Source organism: Paenibacillus sp. Y930, assembly GCF_056786375.1.
In genome coordinates, this window is record NZ_JBXCIX010000002.1 from 756,808 (window position 1) to 782,011 (window position 25,204).

Annotated in this window: 21 protein-coding genes; 13 read left to right on the forward strand and 8 right to left on the reverse strand. The window is 39.9% G+C overall.

Annotated features, from left to right (window positions below; translation table 11 throughout):
- Positions 1 to 2 precede the first annotated feature (2 nt).
- Together AC1TO5_RS08650 and AC1TO5_RS08655 are read left to right on the forward strand one after the other, a co-directional pair.
- Positions 3 to 638: a bifunctional 4-hydroxy-2-oxoglutarate aldolase/2-dehydro-3-deoxy-phosphogluconate aldolase gene (locus AC1TO5_RS08650; protein WP_482062387.1), complete on the forward strand. Its 636-nt coding sequence runs from the start codon at positions 3 to 5 to the stop codon at positions 636 to 638.
- 298 nt (positions 639 to 936) lie between these two features.
- Complete coding sequence (locus AC1TO5_RS08655) at positions 937 to 2,163, forward strand: transglutaminase domain-containing protein (protein WP_482062388.1); 1,227 nt, start codon at positions 937 to 939, stop codon at positions 2,161 to 2,163.
- Between the two features lie 140 nt (positions 2,164 to 2,303).
- On the opposite strand, the gene AC1TO5_RS08660 is transcribed toward AC1TO5_RS08655, so the two are convergent.
- Positions 2,304 to 3,440: a conserved virulence factor C family protein gene (locus AC1TO5_RS08660; RefSeq protein ID WP_482062389.1), complete on the reverse strand. Its 1,137-nt coding sequence runs from the start codon at positions 3,438 to 3,440 to the stop codon at positions 2,304 to 2,306.
- Between the two features lie 476 nt (positions 3,441 to 3,916).
- Between AC1TO5_RS08660 and AC1TO5_RS08665 the strand changes: the two genes are divergently transcribed.
- The 3 genes from AC1TO5_RS08665 to AC1TO5_RS08675 all read left to right on the forward strand — a co-directional run bounded on the left by AC1TO5_RS08665 (position 3,917) and on the right by AC1TO5_RS08675 (position 8,190).
- On the forward strand, positions 3,917 to 5,542 hold the full coding sequence (locus tag AC1TO5_RS08665) for an ABC-F family ATP-binding cassette domain-containing protein (RefSeq protein WP_482062390.1): 1,626 nt from the start codon (positions 3,917 to 3,919) through the stop codon (positions 5,540 to 5,542).
- A 239-nt stretch (positions 5,543 to 5,781) separates the two neighbouring features.
- Positions 5,782 to 6,651 (forward strand): cation diffusion facilitator family transporter, encoded by an 870-nt coding sequence (locus tag AC1TO5_RS08670; RefSeq protein WP_482062391.1) that lies wholly within the window; start codon positions 5,782 to 5,784, stop codon positions 6,649 to 6,651.
- Positions 6,652 to 7,059: 408 nt separating this feature from the next.
- The gene (locus tag AC1TO5_RS08675; protein WP_482062392.1) at positions 7,060 to 8,190 is read left to right on the forward strand and encodes a C40 family peptidase; all 1,131 of its coding nucleotides are present in this window, start codon (positions 7,060 to 7,062) and stop codon (positions 8,188 to 8,190) included.
- A gap of 297 nt (positions 8,191 to 8,487) precedes the next feature.
- Here the strand turns inward: AC1TO5_RS08675 and AC1TO5_RS08680 are convergent, their stop codons facing one another.
- Positions 8,488 to 9,099, reverse strand: coding sequence for a YqaA family protein (locus tag AC1TO5_RS08680; RefSeq protein WP_482062393.1), 612 nt, complete (start codon positions 9,097 to 9,099; stop codon positions 8,488 to 8,490).
- An 85-nt stretch (positions 9,100 to 9,184) separates the two neighbouring features.
- Positions 9,185 to 10,297, reverse strand: a complete 1,113-nt coding sequence (locus AC1TO5_RS08685; protein WP_482062394.1) for an MGDG synthase family glycosyltransferase — start codon at positions 10,295 to 10,297, stop codon at positions 9,185 to 9,187.
- Positions 10,298 to 10,625: 328 nt separating this feature from the next.
- On the opposite strand from AC1TO5_RS08685, the gene kapB reads away from it, so the two are divergent.
- Positions 10,626 to 11,012, forward strand: coding sequence for a sporulation phosphorelay system protein KapB (kapB, locus tag AC1TO5_RS08690; RefSeq protein WP_482062395.1), 387 nt, complete (start codon positions 10,626 to 10,628; stop codon positions 11,010 to 11,012).
- A 227-nt stretch (positions 11,013 to 11,239) separates the two neighbouring features.
- On the opposite strand, the gene AC1TO5_RS08695 is transcribed toward kapB, so the two are convergent.
- Positions 11,240 to 12,595, reverse strand: a complete 1,356-nt coding sequence (locus tag AC1TO5_RS08695; protein WP_482062396.1) for a stalk domain-containing protein — start codon at positions 12,593 to 12,595, stop codon at positions 11,240 to 11,242.
- A 297-nt stretch (positions 12,596 to 12,892) separates the two neighbouring features.
- On the opposite strand from AC1TO5_RS08695, the gene gltB reads away from it, so the two are divergent.
- The gene (gene gltB, locus AC1TO5_RS08700; RefSeq protein WP_482062397.1) at positions 12,893 to 17,494 is read left to right on the forward strand and encodes a glutamate synthase large subunit; all 4,602 of its coding nucleotides are present in this window, start codon (positions 12,893 to 12,895) and stop codon (positions 17,492 to 17,494) included.
- A 214-nt stretch (positions 17,495 to 17,708) separates the two neighbouring features.
- Here the strand turns inward: gltB and AC1TO5_RS08705 are convergent, their stop codons facing one another.
- Together AC1TO5_RS08705 and AC1TO5_RS08710 are read right to left on the reverse strand one after the other, a co-directional pair.
- A complete protein-coding gene (locus AC1TO5_RS08705) occupies positions 17,709 to 18,140 on the reverse strand; it encodes a bactofilin family protein (protein ID WP_482062398.1) in 432 nt (143 codons plus the stop codon).
- A gap of 77 nt (positions 18,141 to 18,217) precedes the next feature.
- Positions 18,218 to 19,210 carry a M23 family metallopeptidase gene (locus tag AC1TO5_RS08710; RefSeq protein ID WP_482062399.1) on the reverse strand — a complete coding sequence of 331 codons (993 nt, stop codon included), beginning with the start codon at positions 19,208 to 19,210 and terminating at the stop codon, positions 18,218 to 18,220.
- Between the two features lie 220 nt (positions 19,211 to 19,430).
- Here AC1TO5_RS08710 and AC1TO5_RS08715 point away from each other — a divergent pair, with 220 nt between their 5' ends.
- Complete coding sequence (locus AC1TO5_RS08715) at positions 19,431 to 19,634, forward strand: hypothetical protein (protein ID WP_482062503.1); 204 nt, start codon at positions 19,431 to 19,433, stop codon at positions 19,632 to 19,634.
- Positions 19,635 to 20,021: 387 nt separating this feature from the next.
- Positions 20,022 to 20,165 carry a hypothetical protein gene (locus tag AC1TO5_RS08720; RefSeq protein WP_482062400.1) on the forward strand — a complete coding sequence of 48 codons (144 nt, stop codon included), beginning with the start codon at positions 20,022 to 20,024 and terminating at the stop codon, positions 20,163 to 20,165.
- Positions 20,166 to 20,205: 40 nt separating this feature from the next.
- Here AC1TO5_RS08720 and AC1TO5_RS08725 read toward each other — a convergent pair whose 3' ends face one another.
- Complete coding sequence (locus tag AC1TO5_RS08725; RefSeq protein ID WP_482062401.1) at positions 20,206 to 20,517, reverse strand: dehydrogenase; 312 nt, start codon at positions 20,515 to 20,517, stop codon at positions 20,206 to 20,208.
- 135 nt (positions 20,518 to 20,652) lie between these two features.
- On the opposite strand from AC1TO5_RS08725, the gene AC1TO5_RS08730 reads away from it, so the two are divergent.
- The 4 genes from AC1TO5_RS08730 to AC1TO5_RS08745 all read left to right on the forward strand — a co-directional run bounded on the left by AC1TO5_RS08730 (position 20,653) and on the right by AC1TO5_RS08745 (position 24,812).
- A complete protein-coding gene (locus AC1TO5_RS08730) occupies positions 20,653 to 21,261 on the forward strand; it encodes a DedA family protein (protein WP_482062402.1) in 609 nt (202 codons plus the stop codon).
- A gap of 63 nt (positions 21,262 to 21,324) precedes the next feature.
- Positions 21,325 to 21,891, forward strand: coding sequence for a thioredoxin family protein (locus AC1TO5_RS08735; RefSeq protein WP_482062403.1), 567 nt, complete (start codon positions 21,325 to 21,327; stop codon positions 21,889 to 21,891).
- A gap of 2 nt (positions 21,892 to 21,893) precedes the next feature.
- Positions 21,894 to 22,544: an MBL fold metallo-hydrolase gene (locus tag AC1TO5_RS08740; RefSeq protein ID WP_482062404.1), complete on the forward strand. Its 651-nt coding sequence runs from the start codon at positions 21,894 to 21,896 to the stop codon at positions 22,542 to 22,544.
- Positions 22,545 to 22,637: 93 nt separating this feature from the next.
- The gene (locus tag AC1TO5_RS08745; RefSeq protein WP_482062405.1) at positions 22,638 to 24,812 is read left to right on the forward strand and encodes a Tex family protein; all 2,175 of its coding nucleotides are present in this window, start codon (positions 22,638 to 22,640) and stop codon (positions 24,810 to 24,812) included.
- Positions 24,813 to 24,980: 168 nt separating this feature from the next.
- On the opposite strand, the gene cmpA is transcribed toward AC1TO5_RS08745, so the two are convergent.
- On the reverse strand, positions 24,981 to 25,118 hold the full coding sequence (gene cmpA / locus AC1TO5_RS08750; protein WP_482062406.1) for a cortex morphogenetic protein CmpA: 138 nt from the start codon (positions 25,116 to 25,118) through the stop codon (positions 24,981 to 24,983).
- Positions 25,119 to 25,204 lie beyond the last annotated feature (86 nt).

Consider the following 25,204-nt stretch of genomic DNA (forward strand, 5'->3'; position numbering starts at 1 on the left):
AGATGAAATCTACACTGCTTAATGAACTATTAGAGCATAAAATTATTGCTATATTACGAGGGATCGAAGATTCATATGCGATAGCTACGGGGCATGCCATTGTCGATGGTGGCGTCAAATTTATGGAAATTACGATGAATACTGTAGGTGCGACCACTATGATTGAACAATGGCGTACAACATTTGACGGAATTGCTTATGTTGGTGCTGGTACAGTTATTGATGTTGAACATGCGAAGCGAGCAGTTGCAGCAGGTGCTCAATTTCTTATATCGCCCAATTTAGATCTTGAAGTTGTTCAATATGCTCAGCAGCAAAATATACCGATGTGGCCAGGCGTTATGACACCAACGGAGATTATTCAAGCAATGAAAGCGGGCGTTGATGCTATTAAACTATTTCCGATGGCTTCGCTCGGTATAAACTACTTAAGCGAGATTCGCGGTCCGATCAAAGACATACCTATTATTGCTACTGGCGGCGTTAATTACGATAATTTTAGGCAATACTTTGAAGCAGGCGCTAATGCCGTTGGTATGGGGACGAAGCTAGTTAATTTGGAAAATGCGAAGCTAGGTAAGTTTGATGATATTACAGAGCAGGTGCAAAGCTTTACCACGTTAGCCGCATCAATTTAAGAGGAAGTTCAAAAAGCGGGCTTTGATAACGATGAGTCTGCTAACGTAGCATACTCGACATCGAATATGAAGCGAACTTGGAAAGTACGGTTCGCGTGTACCAAACACGTACACTTGCGCTTCCGCCTTTCTCAAGTAGCGCGTCATCTTCTCGGTTCTGAAAGCCCACTTTTTGAACCTCTATTGTAATAGGAAGTTCAAAAAGCATACTCGACATCGAATATGAAGCGATGATAACGATGATTGGCTTCGTAGTGGATTCGGCATAGTTAACTGAAGATTGAGGGGTGAGATGCTTTTGAGAAAATTATTCGGGATCGTCGTAATTGTCGCAATTGCTATTGGATGCTACCAATGGTTTGAGCAAAATACCGATATGGATTGGAAGCAGCAGGTCACAACTACTATCCAAGAGACAGTTGACGATACGGCATTTTTTATTAAGGATGGGTTGACAGTAGAGTCATCTTCGTCTTCTAGTAAGACAGGGGAAGAAAAGCTTTCGTCGAAAGATAGTGAACATATTGTGCGATATATAGCTAAAGAGCTTGCTGAAGGTAGAACGGCAATTGATATTACGATTCAAGGTAATAGCGATGATGTTAAGAATCAATTCGCTAGCTGGCTTCAACAAGCTATAGATGTCGATGATTACATCAAATATACGATGGAATCATACAGTTACTCGATGAGTAGTGGATTATCAAGGTCTGAGGTTGCTCTTACTGTTGTATATCGAGAAAGTCATGAGATGAGTGCAGAGGTTACAAGTTATGTGAAGCAAGTAATTAAAACACTTGAACTAGAGCAATATTCTTCATTTGAACAAGTAAAACTAATACATGACTGGATTGTGCAGCATGTTCAATACGATCAGAGTTTGACTCGTTACACAGCATACGAAGCGATTACTGAGGGTACAACAGTATGTCAAGGTTATGCATTGTTAGGCTATCGTTTCTATAGTGAGGCAGGCTTTGATGTTAGAATTGTTGAAGGCAGTGTAAACACGGGAGAACATGCTTGGAACTTAGTGAAAATCGAAGGGCAATGGTATCAGATTGATCTCACATGGGATGATCCGATTGGTCAGGCAGAAGATGATGTATCTTATAAGTACTACTTGGTTAGTGATACACAGTTAGCTCAGGATCATGTATGGAAAGCGGATTATCCCGTCGCAACAATGAGTTACCAACAATTGTTGAATGAGCAACTAGCAACTGCTGATCCAGCTTCGGAAGCATTTATTATGGTTCAACAATCAAGAGAGCAATTAGGGTACCATATGGAGGATTCGAGTAATACGATTGAAAGTTATGAGCAGATGAAAGCTATGGTGAAATCTGCAGTTGGAACTGACGAGACAGAGCTACAGTTTCGCTATACAGGTGGAGAGCAATTAGTTGATGATATCAATAAAGCTTTCAAATCATTGAACAAAAGTCTGTCCTACCAAACTAGCTATCAGGAATGGAACAAAGCGGGAGATTATCTCGTTACGATTACGATAGAATACAGGTAATAATTCACATTGTTAACCTCACGATAATGGGTCTGCTAGAACGGACTAGTTCGTCTTATGTTAGAAAAAGCTCGACTAACACTTTACGTTAGTCGAGCTTTTCATTTATAGGGGGTAATAACAACTTAGATTAACTTGACTTACTGTTGTTCCTTTTGTCTAGCTGCTGTCATCTGTTGCCATACTGAGCCAGCTGCTTCTTCACCGCGTTCAATACGTTCAATTGCGATCTTCGCTTGCAATTGAATTTCAAATTCTGAATCATTGGATGCTACCTTCAATGCTTCCAACGCGCGCTCATCGCCAACTTCGTATAAGAAGCGGGCAGCACGCCAACGGACAAGTTTGTTTTTGTCAGCTAAAGCAACGATCATCGGTTCTATCGCACCAACATCACCTAGATCAGACAATGTGTCACCAGCAGTTCTGCGAACGGAAGGGGAGCTGTCCGCTAATGCTTTGTACAGCAGTGACAACGCATCATCTGTACGCAAATCACCAAGCAGTATAACCGCATGTCGTCGTATTGAGGTATTACTGTCTGTTAAAGCTATTTGTAGTACTTCGATTGCTTCCTCATCTAACGCATAACGCTCTAGGGCGGCATAACGTGCTTGCCACTCGTCTTCATGTAATTGTTCTAATACTTCTGCTCCATTAAGTGGTAAAGGTCTAACAACCTCGATAGGAACGCCACTACCAATAGCGAGAGAGGCTTCAATTAGATTATGAAGTCGTTCACTTGTGTAGCTAGCTTCTAGTTCTTGTACAATTTCATTCGCAATTTCTTCGGGAACGCCATAGCGAACGCCGAATTCTTCAAGTTTTCGTTCACGTATCATCGATGAACCGGCAGCTTGAGTAATGGCATCGATAAACTTTTGCGGTAAAGCAGCACGAAATTCTCCATCAACAGTTTTAACGCGGATTTGCATCGGAATTCCTCGGAACATTTGTACAAGTACTTGTGCTTCCCCGTATCCATCGGAACCTTGTGCGACAGCCGCACCTAATTGTTGATCGGCTTGTAAAATAATTCTTGCCTCTGCAAGGATGGCAGCCCAATCCGCTCCTGGTTTGCGATCAAGTGCAATAAAGTCTGCGGTATGGAATAAACTTCTGACTCCTTGAATCGTAAGCAAACTGCGATATGGCTGGGCAAGATCAGCTGATTCTTTGGTCGTATATGTAAGTCTACGGCCTCTAGGCAAAGCTTCATCGAGATTCAGCTTCATAGAATTCGGACTAGGTGTAGGTTCAATCGACAATAACTTCATAATTAATCCTCCCAAAACTTTTTATTTAACACTCTCTAATAACAGCCTTCATTTTTATAGAAAAGAATAGCCTTATTGACAATCCAAGCACGTATTTCGGCGGTTAAAGTGAACTTGCCGCATAGACTATAAAATTAGAGTTTATGCCGCAGAAAAGTACCTTTGTCTTTATTTATTCATCCACGTAGCGATCTTCGATTGTAACAGCAATTAGTTCTCATAGAGATCTCCGACTGTACAGCAATTGGTTCACTGAGTGTCTCCTATTATAACAGTATTTGCTGCTCATAGCATTTCATCACTATAAGAGTAGCAGTTATTTATACAATAGCAAAATAGTGACGTATTAATAAAGCGATTTTCGTAAATTATGAACAATGAATAAGAAAATTCATGGAAAACGGCGTCTTTACAGTTGAGACTATGCTATAATAGTCTGAGATAACGAGAATGATAATGAAGGACGGGATTACGTAATGATTAGTACAAGTGGCATCACGCTACGTTTTGGTAAGCGTGCGCTCTTTGAAGATGTAAGTATTAAATTCAACCCTGGTAACTGTTATGGTCTTATCGGTGCTAACGGTGCAGGAAAATCAACATTCCTTAAAATACTTTCTGGTGAAGTTGAGCAGTCATCAGGTGAAGTTCATATTACGCCAGGTGAGCGCCTTGCGGTATTGAGTCAGAACCATTATGCATATGATGAGTTCCAAGTGCTTGAAACTGTTATTATGGGTCATAAAAAGTTGTATGATATTATGAAGGAAAAAGATACTTTGTATGCAAAAGCTGACTTCACTGATGAAGACGGTATGCGTGCTGGTGAGCTTGAAGCTGAGTTTGCTGATATGAATGGTTGGGAAGCTGAGTCGGAAGCTGCTGAGATGTTGAACGGTCTGGGCATTGGTTCAGATTTTCATGACAAGCAGATGTCTGAACTAGATGGTAGCGAGAAAGTTCGCGTATTGCTAGCACAAGCACTATTTGGTTCACCGCATATACTATTGCTGGATGAGCCTACTAACCATCTTGATATCGAATCTATTCGTTGGTTAGAGAACTTCTTAGGCGACTATGAAGGTACTGTAATTGTAGTCAGCCATGACCGTCACTTCCTGAATGAAGTTTGTACACATATTGCCGACATTGACTTTGGTAAAATTCAAATGTATGTTGGTAACTACGACTTCTGGTATGAGTCCAGTCAATTGGCTCTTGCGCTAATGCGTAATGAAAATAAGAAAAAAGAAGATAAAGTTAAAGAACTACAAGCGTTTGTTCTACGTTTTAGTGCGAACAAATCGAAATCCAAACAAGCAACTTCTCGTAAAAAGGCGCTTGAAAAAATTACGCTTGATGACATTCGTCCTTCCAATCGTAAATATCCGTTTATTCTATTCAAAGGTGAACGTGAAGCTGGAAAGCACTTACTAATGACTGAAAATCTTACAGTTTCAGTTGACGGTGAAAAAGTAATTGATAACTTGACGATGGCTATTAATAAAGGTGATAAAATTGCTTTTGTAGGTCCTAATGGCTTGCCGAAAACAGCATTCTTCCAAGCTATATCTGGAGAACTTGAGCCAGATGCAGGTTCATTCTCTTGGGGAGTTACGACGACTCGTACTTACTTCCCGAAAGACAACTCAGCATACTTTGATGATGTTGATCTGAACTTGGTTGAATGGTTACGTCAGTATTCTAAAGATCCTGATGAAACATTCCTACGTGGTTTCCTAGGACGTATGTTATTCTCCGGTGATGAAGCTATGAAGAAAGCAAGTGTGCTTTCAGGGGGAGAAAAAGTTCGTTGTATGCTATCTAAGATGATGCTTGAAGGTGCTAACGTATTTATTATGGATGAGCCAACGAATCACTTAGACCTTGAATCCATTACAGCATTGAATAATGGTTTGATGGATACAGATTGCACAATCTTATTCACATCTCATGACCATCAGTTCGTTCAAACGGTAGCGAATCGTATTATCGAATTTACGCCAAACGGGGTAATCGATCGTCTAATGACTTACGATGAATATCTTGAAAATGCTGAAGTAAAAGAACTTCGTGAAAAATTGTACAGCGGTACACTTTAATATTAAAGAAGCCTCTAATGACCTAGTTGTTCAACATCTAGGTTGTCAGAGGCTTTTTTTATGTATATACGTGCATATATTGAAATTTATAGACAAGCTTACAATGTTGGATTAATGATAACTTGTTGCACTGGGGCATAAAGTTACGCATTAGGTCAACACTGTTTCTGTAGACCCACATTAGTTGTATCGTGTATGATACGTTAGTGTGTTCTAGTACGGATCAGGAGGTTATTAAGTTGACGCAATATGAGGAAATAAAAGAAGGCGAAAAAGGAGCATGGATCAGCATTGCTGCATACTTAGTGCTTTCGTCAGTTAAGCTTACTATAGGTTATATTTTCTTGTCTGGTGCACTAGTTGCTGATGGATATAATAATCTAACCGATATTATTGCTTCTATTGCAGTATTGATAGGATTGAAAATATCTCAGAAGCCACCTGATGAAGATCATCCATATGGACATTTTCGTGCAGAGACGATAGCAGCAATGGTTGCTTCGTTTATTATGGCTACTGTAGGGATTCAGGTACTTATCGGTGCCATTCGTACAATGATTAAAGGTGAATATCATACTCCCAATATACTTACTGCTTGGGTCGCAATAGGAGCAGCGATAGTTATGGTAGCTGTATACATGTACAATAATCGCCTTGCTAATAAAATTAACAATCAGGCGTTAAAAGCTGCAGCAAAAGATAATTTGTCCGATGCTTTAGTAAGTATTGGTGCAGCGGTCGGTATTTTTGGAGCGCAACTTAATATGCCGTGGCTAGATCCTGTAGCGGCATTAATTGTAGGTATTATCATTTGCAAAACGGCATGGGATATTTTTACGACCTCTACACATGCATTAACTGATGGAATAGATGAGAAGGTACTGAAAAAGCTTCATACCACTGTATCTAATACGAAAGGTGTATGTGAAATTACAGACTTGAAGGCACGAGTACATGGAAATAATGTGCTTGTAGAAGTAAGTGTTCAGGTTGATCATGAATTATCACTCATTGAAAGTCATACCATATGTGATGAAATTGAGCGTAGACTGTTCAAAAAACATAATATACTAAATGTAAATGTGCATGTAGAACCATTAGAACAATAGAATAATACTGATGGATATAACATATAAATACAGTAATTAAAATAAAATGGATAAAAATTATGATCCTAAAGTAATGGTAAATGTAGGTAATAATGTCTAGGTCCTAAGAAATTGGTTCAAAAGACCTAATATGCTAATTTGGGAAAAGTAGAAAGTAATGAGAAGCTTCTCACTTTACTAATGTGCATATGCTTCGAGGTAACTATAATAATGAGAATATAAAGGGCACATCTCTTCTGAGATGTGTCCTTTATTAATATTCTCTCACTATTTCACGACCTATTTTTCAACCTTTTGCTGGCACACGTATTTAGGTAAGTAGTCAGATGCCTAGTCCCTCTTTTTAATCCTATAATTGCATCAACGCTTAACGAAGCGAATACAGCAAGAGGAAGGAAGAATAGCAGAATGAGTTATTCAATCAAATACAAAGTAGCATCTGCAGCAATTGCAGTAAGTTTATTAGTAGGAGGTCTGTCTATTACTGGGACTCCTAGCGCATATGCAGCAGAAGTAAGCGCGGTTAATCAACAGGCACAAGTAACATGGGGAGTTAATATGAGAACTAGTTCTAACTCTAGTAGCTCAGTAATAAGAATGATATCGAAAGGCGAGACAGTTACTATTATCGGAATTACTTCTAATGGATGGCTTCAAGTACAAGATAAAAATGGTCAAAAAGGATTTATTTCTGATAATAGCAAATATACTGAAGTTGTAGGTGTTTCGTCCAACGACAATACAGGTTCTAATAACAGTGGTACTGGGACTCCTAGCGCGACTCCTAGCGCATCTACAACAGAGGTAAGCGCAGTTAATCAACAGGCAGAAATAACATGGGGAGTTAACATGAGAACTAGTTCTAACTCAAGTAGCTCAGTTATAAGAAAGTTATCAAAAGGTGAGAAAGTTACTGTTGTTGGATTTGCATCTAACGGATGGCTACAAGTCCAAGATCAAAATGGTAATAAAGGATATATTTCGAATGGGAGTAAGTACACTGAAGTTGTAGGAAGTTCATCCAACAATTCAGGTTCTAATAGTGGATCTAGCTCAAACAATGGTTCAAGCTCTAATGGCTCTACGTCAGCTAATAGTTCATCTGTAGAAAAAGTTATATCTGCAGGAATGAAATATTTGGGAACTCCATATGAATATGGATCTAACCGTAATACGACAACAACTTTTGATTGTTCAGACTTTGTTAGACAAGCTTTTATTGATGCATTAGGTATCAAATTACCTGCTGACTCTAGACAGCAAGGGACATATGTGAAAAACCTTGGTAATGCAGTAACTGATATTAATGATTTGAAACGTGGGGACTTAATGTTCTTCATGTCATCTAAAGGTTCTAGCAAATCTAGTTATAATGGTATAAACAAATCAACTCAAAGAATTACTCATGTTGGTATTTACTTGGGTGATGGTAAAGTACTTCATACGTTTTCCAATGCTGGTGGCGGCGTAACAACAAGCAAAGTGACAGGGAATAGTTGGGAATACCGTTTCTTATATGGCGGTAGTGCCTTGAAATAATAACATAATAGAAATTCCGAAGGATGCATAGTAATGGCACAGTTCAACTGTCCGATTACTATGCATTCTTTTTAGTTTTTTAAATGTAATTGTCGAAATTAGCAGTTTATTACACATGTCGATGATATAATGAAAAGAATTACCAAGCTCTACAATACGGAATAATGAATCATATCTTTGTTGCAGATGAGAACGGAAGGATAAAAAGTAACTGAAGCACAAAAAAGCAGTATCCATCGACGAGGGGAAACCTCGTTGTAGATGGATGCTGCTTTTTGTGCCACAAAATATAGAACATTATATATCAACAGATTGATTGCTGTTTTCTTGTAATGCTAATGCTTTAAGTGCTTTTTTCTTCTGTAGCTGTTTGCGAACAATAATGAAGATAACAATGATCGGTACGGCTATAAGGAAAATATATAAGGACACGTTAGAAACCATCGATTCTGCAGCTTTACCAAACATATAGAATAAAGTACCTACAACATAAAACTTAACGGCTCTACCAACTATTGCATAAGCCATTAGCTGCCATAATGGATATTTCATGACACCAGATAATATCGTAAATACTTTAAATGGAATAGGAGTAAAAGCACCGATTAATATTGCACTAGAACCTTTTGTATTGAAATAATGGGTAGCTTTTTCAATCCATTCAGGTTTTAAGAGGCGTTGTAAAATTGCTACACCGAAAAATTTACCGATATAGTATCCTACAGGAGTACCTAGCAAACAGGCAATAAAACCTATAGTAGCAAGCCATAGTGCGGATTGTGGATGAGCAATACTTAAAGATACTTGAGTGAAAAATGCGGGAATAGGAAAAATTACGGCGTCTAGGAAGGAATGTATCGCTAATCCCCAAGGGCCAAAGCTCTCCATGAAATCGAGAATTGCATCCATCTAAGCGTGCTCCTTTTATTTTAAAATACGACTAATGAATAATACGATTTACACAGTTAATGGTTTCAAAAATAAAAAAGCTGTACTACAACAATTGCAGTACAGCCTTAGGACAATCTAGAGGACTATAAGTTTGATCTCGCTTATCTTTTAGCTTTTGTCGATATTGAACTAGCCCCTCTTCGTTATGAAGTAAATTAAACCAACGATCAACGGTATCATTAGAGGTTAGCATTTCTCCAAAGCCCATATTAATAAAATGATCACAATTTTCTTCTTCTTGTCCGGGAATAGGCTCGTAGAAGAGCATAGGCAAAGCTTTGTTAAATCCTTCAGTGCAAGTCATGCCGCCAGGCTTCGTAACTAACAAATCGCTAATATCCATTAACTCATTAATATAAGGAGTAAAACCAATAATATGTATGTTGTGATGCTGGAATAGTGGGTCATCCAACAATTTTTTTCGCATATCGTCATTGGAGCCAATACAGATAATCAGTTGCGTCGTTTCTCGCCATTTGGTCATATAAGATAACGCGTTATCCTCAGTAAGTAATCCCCAACCACCACCCATAATTAATATTGTAGGTAGGTTATTAAGTTGAAAACGAGCAAGGACTTGATCACGGTCATTAACTTTCCAAAATTTTGGATGAATAGGAATACCCGTTACAGCAATATGATTTTCTTGTACACCTTTAGCAAGTAGTCGTTCTTTTACAATAGTAGAAGAAACGAGGTATTGGTTAACCTCTTGATTCACCCAAGAGCCATGTGCATCATAGTCAGTAATCACTGTAATTAATGGTGTGTTTATGCGATGTTTTCTTAGTCGAGAGATAATCATATTAGGTAAAGGGTGTGTACATATAATAATATCTGGCTTTAGCTGGGTTACTAATCTTAGTGCTTGAGTATAAAATAAGCGATGAAGTGCTAGCTTAGCAATTCCATTTGCTGGTTTACGATAGTTGCTTCGATACATCATTCCGACAACTTTAGGCTGCGAACTAACTGTTTTGCGGTAGGCACTAATAATTAGTGGAGCTACGATAGGATTGAGAAAACTACCTAATTCAAACACTTTCGTTGAAAGATCGGGATTAAGCTGTTTGAGACCCTCACTAAGAGCATGAGCTGCTTGGGTATGGCCAGAACCAAATCCTTCGGATAGCAGCAATACTCTTTTCTTACTCATAAATTTCACCTTCTTTATATATATCATATTACTTGCCTATGCCATGTTATACAAGTCCAGTTTATTCTACTTGCCATTCATATGTTCATCATTTACAGTAATTTTAAATGAGAAGTCGAAGAATATGCTTCCAATGTAACTTTTCAATTGCAATGAAGTGTATCAAGAATCTAATGAAAAATTGTAGGATATGCTTCCGATGTAACTTTTCATTTGCAATGATGCTATGATGAATCTAATGAAAAGTTGAAGAATATGCTTTCGATGTAACTTTTCAATTGCAATGAAGTGTATCAAGAATCTAATGAAAAGTTTTGGGAGGTACAAAATGGAACAGCAATCAGCATTTGAAATTGGTCAACTTGTACAAGCAAAGGTAAGATCAGGTATTTATATTGGTGAAGTATATGAGATTTATGCTCCACGTCTTGTTGTAAAAATACTGGCGGTCGTTAAGCATCCTGACCAAGGAGATTTACATAATCCTAATGAGCCTGATGTAGCTATGTTTCATGAACGTAGAGCGCTTAGTTATACTGAAAAGACTACAGTACTGCCAAGAGATGTTCAACTGTATAATGGTGCAATTCCAGAGTATAAAGAATCGTTGCTAATAGCTGCCAATCAGCAGTTGAATCAATTATACAAGCTCAATCAGTGGACTGGGAAGAGTATCGAGATACTCAATGAGCTACTCCAAGATTATAAAGGGTAGTTCAAAAAGCGGACTTTGATAACGAAGAATATGCTAACGTAGCATACTCGACATCGAATATGTAGCGAACTTGGAAAGTACGGTTCGCGTGTACCAAACACGTACACTTGCGCTTCCGCCTTTCTCAAGTAGCACTCCATCTTCTTGGTTCTGAAAGCCCGCTTTCTGAACCTTCATTTTAATAAGGTAGTTCAAAGCAGACTTCGTTATCAAAGCTAAAGCTTCATTTAATTATTAACAAACACCAATTTTTGTTTGGCCCAGTATTGAACGAATAGGTCTAGTCCAGAAGACAAAGCGGCAATAGGTACGTAGGTTTTACTCTCCTTACCTATTGTCTCTAAAAATACGGGTGCATCTAATGGATATGATTGACCATTTACGATATAAGTATTAGAACCAACTTTCAACTCTACGGTACGATCGTTTAATTTGACGGTTGCTGTCTCAGTTTTGTTGCTCCAAGATAGATCAGCGCCAACAGCATTCGTAATGTCACGTAATACTAGATAAGTACGACCCTTAATAACTTTCGTAGGATAATTACTTACTACGTCTTTGCCATTAACGACAACAGATAATGAATCCCCTGCTTTTTTTGCCGCAGCAGTTTTGAATTCTCCCCACAACAAAGTACTATAGGCTTCCCCTAATTTTTGATATCCTGTAGCGTTTGGATGCACATCTAATGTCGCAATATCAGTAAGTCCAAGCGCACTGCTACTGTTGATAATTGCTGCGGCATCAATATAGCCAATGTTTAACCCGGATTTCTTGAAATCTGCAATCACAGAATCAAAATCTTTATTTAAGTTGGTCTGTGCGCTGACAAGTAGCTCCGCTAAATCTGGTGAAACTTTAGTATAGTATTCTACACCGTTGAGTTTTACTTTTGGCAAAGGCAGATATTGGTTTTGGCTTGCAATAATAACATCGGAATTAAGTTTTTGAATAATAGTTAGAATAGCAGTCAAATTCTTTTTGTATTCGACTGTTACTGTTTGTAGTTGAGATAATAATGCGTTTTTCTCATCTGCACTCATAGAAGAGACGCTTTTCGTTAGGTCTAACCCTGCAAGAATATTCAAAAAGTCATTTCCACCAATAGCGAGTACGATAAGATCAGCACTAGAAACGGATTCATATAGTGTATTCGTATCTCCAATTAGCGTATCCACTCTTGGATCTTTCAATCCTTGTTGTACTCCATTTGCTGTAATTGATTGTTGTTTCTCCACAGCAGTTAACCAGTTCAATAATCCTTCTGAACGTAATCCTAGTACTCCATAATTCGTATAGGATGCATGATTACCTTGAAACAACGCTTGTTCATAGATGATTTCGCTGAATCCATAAGGTACAGAAGTCGCATCGAACCCTTTTTGATAACTAGCAGCCAAAGAATCACCTAAAACGACAACATTAAAAATATTTTTTTTCGTTTGCATTTTTCCGTCACTGATCATTGGTTGCTCAGCGTGGGCTAAAATAGGTGAAAATACAGAAAATAGTAGTATTAGAGCGGTTAATGAAGCGGTGACCACACTTCCTCTCCATTTTTTAGATTGTAAATTAGTATACATATAATACAAATCCTCTCTCGTTAATTCCCTTGTATATCAAGGTTTAACGTGATATCCCCTCTATATTTATTGTTCAAATAGTGCTAATATAATATCATTCCGATTCGTTGTTTTACTTGAGTTATGAAACGATGGCGTGAGAATCGAAAAAAATATCATTTACTTTAGATAAGATGAACAATAAAAAATGGGAGGTTGTAGGGAATATTACGTTCTCTACTATTTTATAATAACTTTCCATAAAGAAGAAGACGTTAATGAATAATCTTTATATTTAATATAGAGGGGAAATATACGATGAAAAACCAAACAGTTAGTTTACCTCCTAGACAAGGACTATATGACCCGCAATTCGAAAAAGATGCTTGCGGAATGGGCTTTGTCGCTAGTATTAAAGGCGTAAAGTCTCATGACGTCATTAGTAAAGCGCTACAATTGCTTGAAAATATGGAGCATCGCGGTGGTCAAGGTAGTGAGCCGAATACAGGAGATGGCGCAGGGATCTTAATTCAAATCCCACATGCATTTTTCGTAAGTGAACTTAATAAGGAAGGTCTAATTCTACCTGAACCAGAAAACTATGCGGTTGGTATGATGTTCATGCCTCAAAATGCAGAGCAACGTTCTGGCATCGAGGAGAAATTAGCGTCCATTATTGCTGAAGAAGGACAACAATTGATCGGCTTCCGTGAAGTTCCAACAAATGATGAAAAACTTGGTCAATCTGCATTGTCTGTAAAGCCGTATGTGGCTCAAGTATTCATTAGACGTAATGCTGCCCTTGTGGACACTCTTTCATTTGAACGAAAATTGTACGTCATTCGTAAACGTGCTGAGCTTGCTATTCGTTACGGAGGGCAAGTGGGCGGAGAGATGTTCTACTTCTCTAGTATGTCATCTCGCAAAATTGTATACAAAGGTATGCTTACGACGGAGCAAGTTCGCTCCTTCTATATCGAATTGAATAATGCTGCGGTTGAATCTGCTATGGCACTTGTTCACTCTCGCTTCAGTACCAATACATTCCCAAGCTGGGAAAGAGCACATCCATTCCACTATATGATTCACAATGGTGAAATTAATACATTGCGAGGTAATGTGAACTGGATGCATGCTCGTCAAACATTGTTCGCAAGCGAATTGTTCGGTGATGATCTAGAAAAGATCAAACCAATCATTGCTCCGGATGGCTCTGATACGGCAATGTTTGATAATACGTTTGAATTTTTAACACTTGCAGGACGATCTCTTCCTCATGTAGCGATGATGATGGTTCCAGAACCTTGGTCCAATCATGAAGGTATGGATCAAGATCGCAAAGCATTCTATGAATATCATAGTACGCTAATGGAGCCTTGGGATGGCCCGGCAGCAATGGGCTTTACAGATGGCGTACAGATTGGTGCAATGCTTGATCGTAACGGTCTACGTCCAGCACGTTACTATGTAACAAAAGATGATCATATCATTTTAGGATCTGAGGCAGGAGCAGTACCAGTTGCCCCAGAGGAAATTGTATATAAAGACCGTCTACGTCCAGGTCGTATGCTGCTTGTTGATACAGCGAAAGGTTGTATCGTACCGGATGAAGAGATTAAAGCGATGATTGCCGCCGAGCAACCTTATCAACAGTGGCTTGATGCGCATCTTGTAACGCTGACTGATTTGCCAGATGCACCTACGCTGCCGGAAGTGAGAAAGGAAAGCTTGCAGCAACGTCAACAAGCTTTTGGTTTCACATACGAAGAAATTCGTAAAGTGCTGGAGCCAATGGCACTTGGAGGTCAAGAACCTTTGAGCTCCATGGGTTATGATGCACCATTAGCGGTGTTGTCAGAGCGTCCACAAATGCTATATAACTACTTCAAGCAATTGTTTGCCCAAGTAACTAACCCACCAATTGATGCGATACGTGAGGAGCTTGTTACTTCGACGATTACGACAATTGGACCAGAGCGTAATCTATTGCATGCTGAACCTGAGAGCTGCCGTCATGTGAAGTTAGACACACCATTCTTATCTAATGAACAATTTGCTAAGCTTCGTCATATTCGTCGTGAAGGATTCAAAGCGATAACAATTCCAATGTTCTTCTCTGCTGGTAGCGGTGCTACTGGAATTGAGAAAGCATTGGATGAAATGTTCGCAGCAGCAGATCGTGTTATTGAGAAGGGGCATAACTTAATCATTCTATCTGATCGTGGTATTAATCAAGAAAATGCAGCTATTCCAGCATTGCTTGCTGTATCTTCCTTACATCACCATCTTATTCGTACAGGTGCTCGTACAAAAGTGTCGATCTTACTTGAATCAGGTGAACCAAGAGAAGTACATCACTTTGCATTATTGCTAGGTTACGGTGTTAACGTTATTAACCCTTATCTTGTATATGAAACATTCGAGGATATGGTTGCCAAAGGATCAATGCGCGGCGTAACTTATGAAAAAGCTGTTAAGAACTACATCAAAGCAGCGACAAAAGGCGTAGTTAAAGTTTTATCCAAAATGGGTATCTCTACTATTCAGTCTTATCGTGGTGCACAAATCTTCGAAGCAGTCGGGTTACAAGAAAGTTTGATCGAGAAATATTTCACTTGGACACCATCTAGAATTGGTGGTATTGATCTTGAGCAGATTGCCAAAGATGCACAAAATTCACATGATCGTGGATTCGCATCACAAGCAGGTGCTGAAAGTGAACTTGATTCTGGTGGTGAATATCAATGGCGACGTGATGGTGAAGATCATCTACTTACTCCACAGACGATTCATACACTTCAAACATCAGCTCGTAACAACGACTATAAATTATATAAAAAATTCTCTACTCTAGTTCAAGGTGAGAACAAAAAGCATCTTATGCTACGCTCTCTAATCGATTTCAAAACAGATGGTCAATCTATTCCACTTGAAGAAGTTGAATCGATAGATGCTATCGTGAAACGTTTCAAAACAGGTGCAATGTCTTACGGTTCTATTAGCCAAGAGGCTCATGAAAGCTTAGCGATTGCAATGAACCGTCTTGGTGGTAAATCTAATACAGGTGAAGGCGGAGAACATCCATCACGCTTTATTGCTGATGAGAATGGTGATCTACGTCGTAGTGCGATTAAACAAGTTGCGTCTGGTCGATTCGGTGTAACAAGTCATTACCTTGTTAATGCTGATGAAATTCAGATTAAGATGGCACAAGGTGCTAAACCAGGTGAAGGTGGTCAACTTCCAGGTCAGAAAGTATATCCTTGGGTTGCTGAAGTTCGTGGCTCTACTCCAGGTGTTGGTCTAATCTCACCTCCACCGCATCATGATATTTATTCTATTGAAGATTTGGCTGAATTAATTCATGACTTGAAAAATGCTAACCCTCGTGCCCGTATTAGCGTGAAGCTAGTATCTGGTGCAGGTGTTGGAACGATTGCTGCGGGTGTTGCAAAAGGTCGCGCTGATCTAATTATGATTAGTGGATATGACGGCGGTACAGGTGCTTCACCTATCGGATCTATTCGTCATGCTGGTCTTCCATGGGAGCTCGGTCTTGCTGAAACGCATCAAACATTGATGTTGAATAATTTACGAGATCGGATCGTACTTGAGTCCGACGGTAAAATGATGAATGGTCGTGATGTTGCCATTGCTGCTCTACTTGGCGCAGAGGAATTTGGTTTCTCAACAGCTCCACTGGTCGTTCTAGGTTGCGTCATGATGCGCGTATGTCACTTAGATACTTGCCCAGTTGGTGTAGCTACACAAAACCCTGAGCTTCGTAAGAAATTCACTGGCGATCCATCTCATATCGTCAACTACCTTCGTTTTATTGCTGAGGAGCTACGTGAAATTATGGCTGAACTAGGTTTCCGCAGCGTTCAAGATATGGTTGGTCGTGTAGACCGACTACAAACAAAAGTACTTGCTGATCATTTGAAAACAAAAGGTCTTGATCTATCTGCGATTCTACACGAGCAGCAGCCTGCTGAAGGTACTACTCGTTATAATTCTAAGGGGCAAAATCATGGACTTGAGCTTTCACTTGATGCTAGAGAACTTATCCCAAATGCAGCAACGGCGCTTGAGAACGGTGAACAAGTTCGTGGAACATTCCCGATCTTGAATACAGATCGTGTTGTTGGTACTACGCTTGGTTATGAGGTTACTAGTCGCTATGGTGCGCAAGGACTTCCTGAAGATACAATCTGGTATCAATTTGTCGGTACAGCTGGTCAATCATTCGGTGCATTTGTTCCGAAAGGAATTACGCTTTCCGTTGAGGGTGATACGAATGATTACTTCGGTAAAGGACTATCAGGTGGTAAAATTATAGTAGCGCCATCGAAACGATCTACATTTGTTGCTGAGGAGAATGTTATTACTGGTAATACCGTATTATACGGTGCAACGGGTGGAGAAGCATACATTCGCGGTATAGCTGGAGAGCGATTCGCAGTTAGAAACTCTGGTGCTAATGTAGTCGTTGAAGGCGTCGGTGACCATGGCTGTGAATATATGACTGGCGGACGTGTCGTTGTGCTTGGTGAAACAGGACGTAACTTTGGTGCTGGTATGTCTGGTGGCGTCGCTTACGTATACGATCCAAAACGTCTATTATTAAGTCGTAGCAATCTCGAAATGATTCTGCTTGAGCATATCGAAGAGCATGAAGATGTCGAAGAACTTCGTTCCATGCTGCAAAAGCATGTAATCTATACGGAAAGTGAAGTAGCGTCTCGGATTCTCGGTAATTTCAATGCGGAACTAACTCGCTTCGTGAAAGTCATTCCGAAAGATTACAAAAAAATGCTACAGCATATTAAGCTAGCACAGGATGCGGGTCATGCTGGCGAGGATGCATTACTAGTTGCATTTGAATCAAGTAAGAAGGAATTACTGCTAGCGTTGAAATAACAGCTAATCATATTCGATCATATGATATGAAAACTTGCAGCAGTTACTAGTATATAAGAAAAAGGATCGTCGCTCAGTCATTGTTACAATGGCTTGAGAGACGATCCTATTTTTGAGGTAGTACAAATAGTATACTTTGATAACGAAGTGATGCAGGACGCATTATCAGCATCGGGAAATTGATAATAAGTAGCTACATAAGCTCTTTTAGTGGCTAGCCTGCCTGTTTTGCTTTACGATTTTCCGCTTTATTTTCAAGATTTTTATTAATCGTTTCTACCTCTGCATTACTTGCTTTACTTGAAGCATTAATCATCTTGCATTGACCGTTAAAGGTAGCACCTTCTTGAACGATAATGGATTGTACGACTGCATTGCCATTTAGTTGTCCAGATGGAGTAATAATGAGTCGACCCGTAACGGTAATATCGCCATGTAATTGACCTGCAATTGTTAAGTTCAAGCATTTAATTTCTGCCTTTGCTACGCCGTACTCTCCGATAATGATCTCACATTGAGATGTAATTTCCCCGTGAAATTCACCTTCAATTCGAAGATTAGCCTCTGTCTGAATGGAACCTTCAAAAACAGTTCCTTGCCCAATTAACGTGTCAGTTGCTGTAAGACGTTTCGCTCCCTTTAACATTGCTTTCCTCCTTAAAAACTTCAGATGGCTTCTCAGAGCGGCTATTTTGCAATGAAAAGTTGCTACGGAATGATAAGCTAAATATGTTTTTGATTGTTCAGAAAGGGTAACGGTGAGACTGCTACATTTTTTTGGACGATTTGAAAATGTAAATGCGTGCCTGTACTTTTCCCAGTAGTGCCCATTAAGCCAATCTTCTCTCCCCTAACGACGATATCACCGATACTAGCTTCAATGGCATCAAGATGCATATATATCGTTTGCAGATCATGTAAATGTGAAATGACAATATAGTTGCCATATTGATCGTCGTATCCCGTCTCGATAATTTCACCATCCGCAGCACTGAAAATGGTATCGCCTTTCTTGCCGGCAATATCAATACCAGCATGAAAACGTGATTGGCCGGAAAAAGGGTCGCTTCGATAACCAAAACCTGAAGTCAGTTGAGTAGAGACCGTAGGCCAAAGATTAGGATATGCATCTACTGCTTCGCGAATCTTACTTGCTTGACGTAGCGTTTGCTGCATAGAAACTCCCATCGCTTCGATATAGTCGCTCATTTCTTGTAATGGAGCGTTGGCTTGATATGCCATCGTAGCTACGCGATAGGAAGATTGCTCTAGTATGTGCGTGCCGTCCTCATCCTCCATAATGCTTCTATTCAAGCTCAAAGGTACTTCCTCTCCATACGTCTGGATAAATTGCTGGAGTTGAACCTCAAGCTTCTGTAAATCAATAAGCTTTGCATCAATATTGGCTTGATTCTGTTGTAAATTAACTAGCTCGGATTGCAATGTATGAATGTAACTTTCCTTATTATTTATTTCCAAGCTATGCTCGGAAAGCATCGAATCATATTGCTGCTGTAGCAAGGCTTGCTGGCTCTCGATCCGTCTTAATTCGGAAGCTGCTTGCAGTTGTAGACCGATGACGCAACTAGTTACTACAGCTATGAGAGCGACTGGTGTAGCAATAAGAGATCGCTTTGTCACGTTAAATTGCTTCACAGACTGATCAGGTCCGCGCATCAATAAAAACGACCAATTTGAGTTCTGCTTATGCCTCACACAAATACTCCTTCCGTTTTCCAGCTTACATAAATTTAGAACGTTCTATCACTATTTATTCTGAGATACTATAAAACATGCCATTATGCAATAAAGTTGTCTGAAAGATTCTATTTATCAGCTGTATGAATTGACTGCAATTCGGGGAAATTAGCGTTAGATTTATTATTAGATTCCAATAATTATCGGAATGACTAAGAGGAGAATTGATGTGGATAACATGATGAACAGCGATAGACAACGTCGTAAAGAAGAACAAGAGATCGTTACAGATGAGCATGGAGGGCGAGAGAGTTACGACATGGATGTAGACCGAATGGTCAATGAGGGACTCGGTGGCGGATATGTCACAGAGCATAATGGATTAGTTGATGAGACAACTACTGATTCAATGGGAATTATTGTGGAGCAGGATTTGGAGTAGAGTGCTCCGAGAACCAATTACTGTTCCAATCGGAGGTCGCTCCAAGAACCAATCACTGTTCCGATCGCCGTTGTCCTCGGATTTATTGTAAAGGTAATAGTGGTATAATTCCGAGGACAAAAACGACCGCTATCGCATACCACTAGTGATTAGTTCTTTCCGCTGGAGCGTGGGGGAGTGCTAAGGTACTCTTCGCAGGGCGGTGGATAATGAATAAAGGGAATATAACTTTTTTCATTACTACCTAGTTCATTCACCAACTTAATAAAACAAAATTGACGCTACAGGCGAACCATTCGAGCGAATGTGGCTCTGTAACGCCAAAATTGATGCTACAGACGAACCATACGAGCGGTGGACTATAAAATTATAGTCTATGGAGTCAAAGTGACAAAAATAAGCGCAGAACCATTATGGCATCTACGCTTATTTTTGTATTTGAAAGTAGCTGCGCTTATTTTGGTAGGAACAAATGAAGTGAATGTTAACGAATATATGGAACTACGATCAAGGGAAGGATTAGTGGAGTGATCGCAATCTAGCACCTCGATGTTGCCATACCGAGAGAAAATTAGCCACCATAAGCAGCGCGAAATGCTGTAACAAACTCTGCACGATCAACTTCTAGTACTGCGACGAGCTCGTCGCATACGTTCTCTTCCCACCAATCTACTTGTTTCTTACGATTACTGCGATTCTCGTGAAGCCAAACCGCATGATTTGTAACTTTTTTGAAATAGATCGTTTCTGCTTGCTCTACTTTTTCAGGAAGGATAAATACTTTTAGTCGTTTGATTGTACGGTATAACTCAGCTTGACATGATCGGCGAATTTTCCTTGCAGTAGGTAATTGGGGATTATGATTAGCAGCCTGATGTTTCATGAAGAGTTCAGCTCCTTCTATATACTTAACTCATAATATGCAATTATAATTAGGCTGGTCACATAATGAAATTTGGTAGCATGTCCGCAGGTATGATAGAATATCGTTTAGTAATAGAACTGATGGAGGATGAATATGGAAAATTGGATAACGGAGATTATGGAGCAGTTTGGTTACTTTGGTATTTTGTTGTTGATCGCAATTGAGAATATATTTCCACCGATACCATCGGAATTAATATTGACTTTTGGTGGGTTTATGACAACGAAAACAGCAATGACGCCACTTGGTGTAATCGTCGTTGCAACAATCGGATCGCTGATCGGTGCAATTATTTTATATTATATTGGTCGTGTACTCGATGTTGAGAGATTAGAGAAAATTATTGATCGCTGGGGAAAAATATTGCGTGTGAAGAAAGAAGATATTCGTCGTGCCGATGCTTGGTTTGATAAACATGGAAACTGGGCAGTATTTCTATGTCGGATGGTTCCGCTAATTAGGAGTTTAATTTCGATTCCGGCCGGTATGTCTGGTATGAAGTTAGTACCTTTTCTACTATTTACAACACTCGGAACATTAATTTGGAACACGATTCTTGTGACGCTTGGATCAATGCTCGGTGATCGTTGGGAAGATATCGTAGCATTTATGGATGTATACTCCTACATTGCTTATGGATTAATCGCAATATGCGGTATTGCATTTATTATTTTCTACATTCGCAGATTCCGCAAAAATTAGCTATAATTAAATCAATTGAAATTATTGTTATATAAATGAGACATGCAGAAAGAGGGATATATAATGAGCAAAAATGTAGCGAGTAAAATTGGTAAAGGGATTAGTCCTGAACAATTTATTGCAGGCATGACGAAAAATCAAGAGCAATTTATAGCTTGGAAGGAGCAATTCGAATGGCCTTCTGAAGAAGATAAAGAGTTCTATGCATCATTGAACAATCGTGATGACCTTCGTTGCTTAATTGTTATGGCAGATTGGTGCGGCGATGCCGTTCGTAATATTCCAGTCGTATTTAATGTTCTTGAAAACAGTGGTATTCCGATTGATGTGCTAATTATGGAAGACCATCTTGATACGATTGATCAATTTCTAACTTATGGTGGCCGTTCTATTCCGGTCGTAATTATTGCTGACACTGGCGGCGTTGTACTAGGTCAATGGGGTCCTCGTCCGAAACATGTGCAAGAAGTTATGGCACAATTCAAAGCGACTAACCCTGATCGTGAAGCTGCTGATTATGGGGATCGTATGGCTGTTGTTCGTGCAGGCATTATGGAGCAATATGGCGAAGGTACTGGCTATCAAGCTCATATTGTTGCTGAATTACGTGAAGTATTGGAGAGCGTCTAATTATGACTACGCCAACATTTCAAATTACTAGTTTTTCATTGGGGCCATTGCAAACCAATTGTTATTTGTTAACGGTTGAAGAAGAAGCTACGGGGGGAAAACGTGGAATTATTATTGATCCTGGTATGAATCCGAAGCGTTTAATTGAGAAAATTCAAGGTGTTCATATTGAAGCTATCTTGTTAACACATGCACATTTTGATCATATGGGTGGTGTTGATGAGGTTCGTAAGCTTGCCAAATGTCCAGTATATATTCATGATCTTGAAGCGGACTGGCTAACTGATCCTCGTAAAAACGGCTCGATGCGCTGGCAGGATGTAACACCGCCGCTTTCGACTGATCCAGCTGAATATGGATTGGATGAGGGACAGGTGCTAGAATTGATCGGTCATTCCTTCAAAGTGCTTCATACGCCAGGTCATTCACCAGGAAGTGTAAGCTTCGTATGCGGTCAATATATTTTCTCGGGAGATGTATTATTCCGCTTATCTGTTGGTCGTACTGATCTTCCAGGTGGTAAAGAAGTCGATCTCTATCATTCTATTCAAAATAAATTGTACAAGCTGGACGATGCGACGATCGTATACTCAGGACATGGTCCAAAAACAACGATTGGCTACGAAAAAGCTAACAATCCATACGTGAAATAACTAACATGAGAAGCATTCCTAGCAGTAGCACAGGAATGCTTCTGCTTGCATAAAGCGTAATTTCTAAATAAGAAGTAAAGGTGAGGTACATACATGGAACAGAGCGTAATCCACATGATAAGCGAGATCGCTAAGCAATTAAATATTCCGCAAAGTAAAGTTAAATCAGCAGTGGGCTTGCTTGATGAGGGAAATACAATTCCATTTATCGCACGTTATCGTAAAGAAATGACTGGTGAGCTTGATGAGAATCAATTACGTGATATTGAAGAAAAGCTGCAATATATGCGCAATCTTGAGTCTCGTAAGCAAGAGGTCCTTAGACTAATTGAAGAACAAGGTAAGCTAACTGATGAACTTGCGCTTGCGATTAATAAAAGTGTAAAGCTGCAAGAAATTGAAGATTTGTATCGTCCTTACCGTCAGAAGCGTAAGACGAGAGCGAGTGTAGCCAAAGAAAAAGGGCTTGAACCGCTCGCAGAGTGGTTGTTAGCTCAGGCTAGCCCGATTACCCCGTTAGTTGAAGCGGCTCGTTATATCGACGCTGAGAAGGGCGTAGAAAGCGCGGAAGATGCGTTGGCAGGAGCGAAAGATATTATTGCAGAGCAATTGGCGGATGATGCGAAGATTCGTACATGGGTTAGAACGTTCACATTTAGCAATGGTATATTGAAAACGATAGTTAAGGACGCTGAGACGGAATCGGTATACGAGATGTACTATAACTATCAAGAACCTATCAGTAAATTGCCACCGCATCGGATACTTGCGATTAATCGTGGGGAACGGGAAGAAATTTTGAAGGTTAGCTTCGTACTAGATAGCGAGCGAATTGAACAGTATATGCATAGGCAGACAGTGAAGCGGGATGCTCCTTCAAGTTCAGGCATTATTCAAGTACTTCAAGAGGTTATTGTTGACGCGTATAAGCGTCTACTAGGGCCATCGATTGAACGAGAAGTGAGAACGGAACTGACAGATAAAGCTGAAGTTCATGCGATCGATATTTTCTCGGAAAATCTTCGTAATCTACTATTGCAGCCTCCTGTTCGTGGCAAACGAGTGCTCGGAGTCGATCCAGCCTTCCGAACTGGCTGTAAGCTTGCAGTCATTGATGATATTGGAAAAATGCTAGAGGTTGGCGTCTGTTATCCTACAGCGCCGCATCATAAAACTGCTGAAGCTGAGAAGCAAATTAGCAAATTAATCGATACGTACGATATTGAACTGATCGTTATTGGTAATGGAACTGCGTCACGTGAGACGGAGCAATTTATTGCAGCGCTTATCAAAAATCATTCAAAAGCAACGCAGCTGAAATATATTATAGTGAATGAAGCGGGAGCAAGTGTGTACTCTGCTTCCAAATTAGCAGCGGAAGAATTCCCTGAGCTTGATGTTGCTGAGCGCAGTGCTGTATCTATCGCAAGACGTCTGCAGGACCCACTAGCCGAGCTTGTGAAGATCGAGCCAAAAGCAATTGGCGTGGGCCAGTACCAGCATGATGTTAGTCAAAAAAGGCTGGATGAGACGCTGACTGGTGTTGTAGAATCAGCAGTTAACCATGTTGGAGTAGACGTCAATACGGCATCTGCATCACTATTATCTTATGTAGCGGGGATTAATGGGACAATTGCCAAAAACATTGTGAAATATCGCGATGAGAATGGGCGTTTTATTAAGCGTGCTCAGCTGCAAAAGGTACCACGTTTGGGTGCCAAATCATTTGAGCAATGTGTTGGTTTCTTGCGTATAGTTGAAGGTGAGCAACTGCTAGATAACACACCAATTCACCCAGAGTCTTACCGTGTGGTGAAGGCATTATTGAAAGAGCTTGGTATGAAGGAGCAAGCAGTTGGTAGTGAACAACTGGCATCTGAACTTAAAGCTTTGAACATAGAAGAGACTGCGGCTAAGTTAGAGGTTGGCGTGCCGACGATGAAGGATATTGTCGATAGCCTATTACGACCAGGCCGTGATCCTCGTGAGGAATTACCAGCGCCAATCTTCCATACGGATGTACTGAATATCGAGGATTTGACGAAAGATATGGAGCTGCATGGTACTGTGCGCAACGTGATCGACTTTGGGGCATTTGTTGACATTGGCTTGAAAAATGACGGACTTGTCCATATTTCACAGCTTAGTGATCGCTTCGTCAAACATCCGATGGATGTTGTTTCGGTCGGAGATACAGTAACCGTATGGGTGCTGGAAGTCGATATGAAGCGGAATCGTGTAGGGCTAACGATGAAGAAGCCTCGCTAGAAGAAGTTTGATTCGATCTTATGTCATTGTTCCAACTGGAGACCGCTCACCACTAGCGATTAGTTCTCTCCGCTTAAGCCATACCAAGTCGATCGCATGTGATCGTGAAATAAGCCCAAAGCTTTTACCGGCTTTAGGCTTATTTCAATTGCTATTGGATTTATAAGATTAATTAGAATCAGCTTCCGAATTTACATGAAAGTTGTGGGTACGATAGAAATACCAACAATCATTAAGTAGACGAATTTGCCGACGATCACGTTTCAAGAAAGCTTTCATTAATTGATTGCGAAGCCAATGAGGCATGAACAGTTCCTCCCTCCAGCCTAGGCGATGATGATTCATTACCATATGGCATTTGGAGATTATAGGTGTCTGTCTGCCTAACAAAT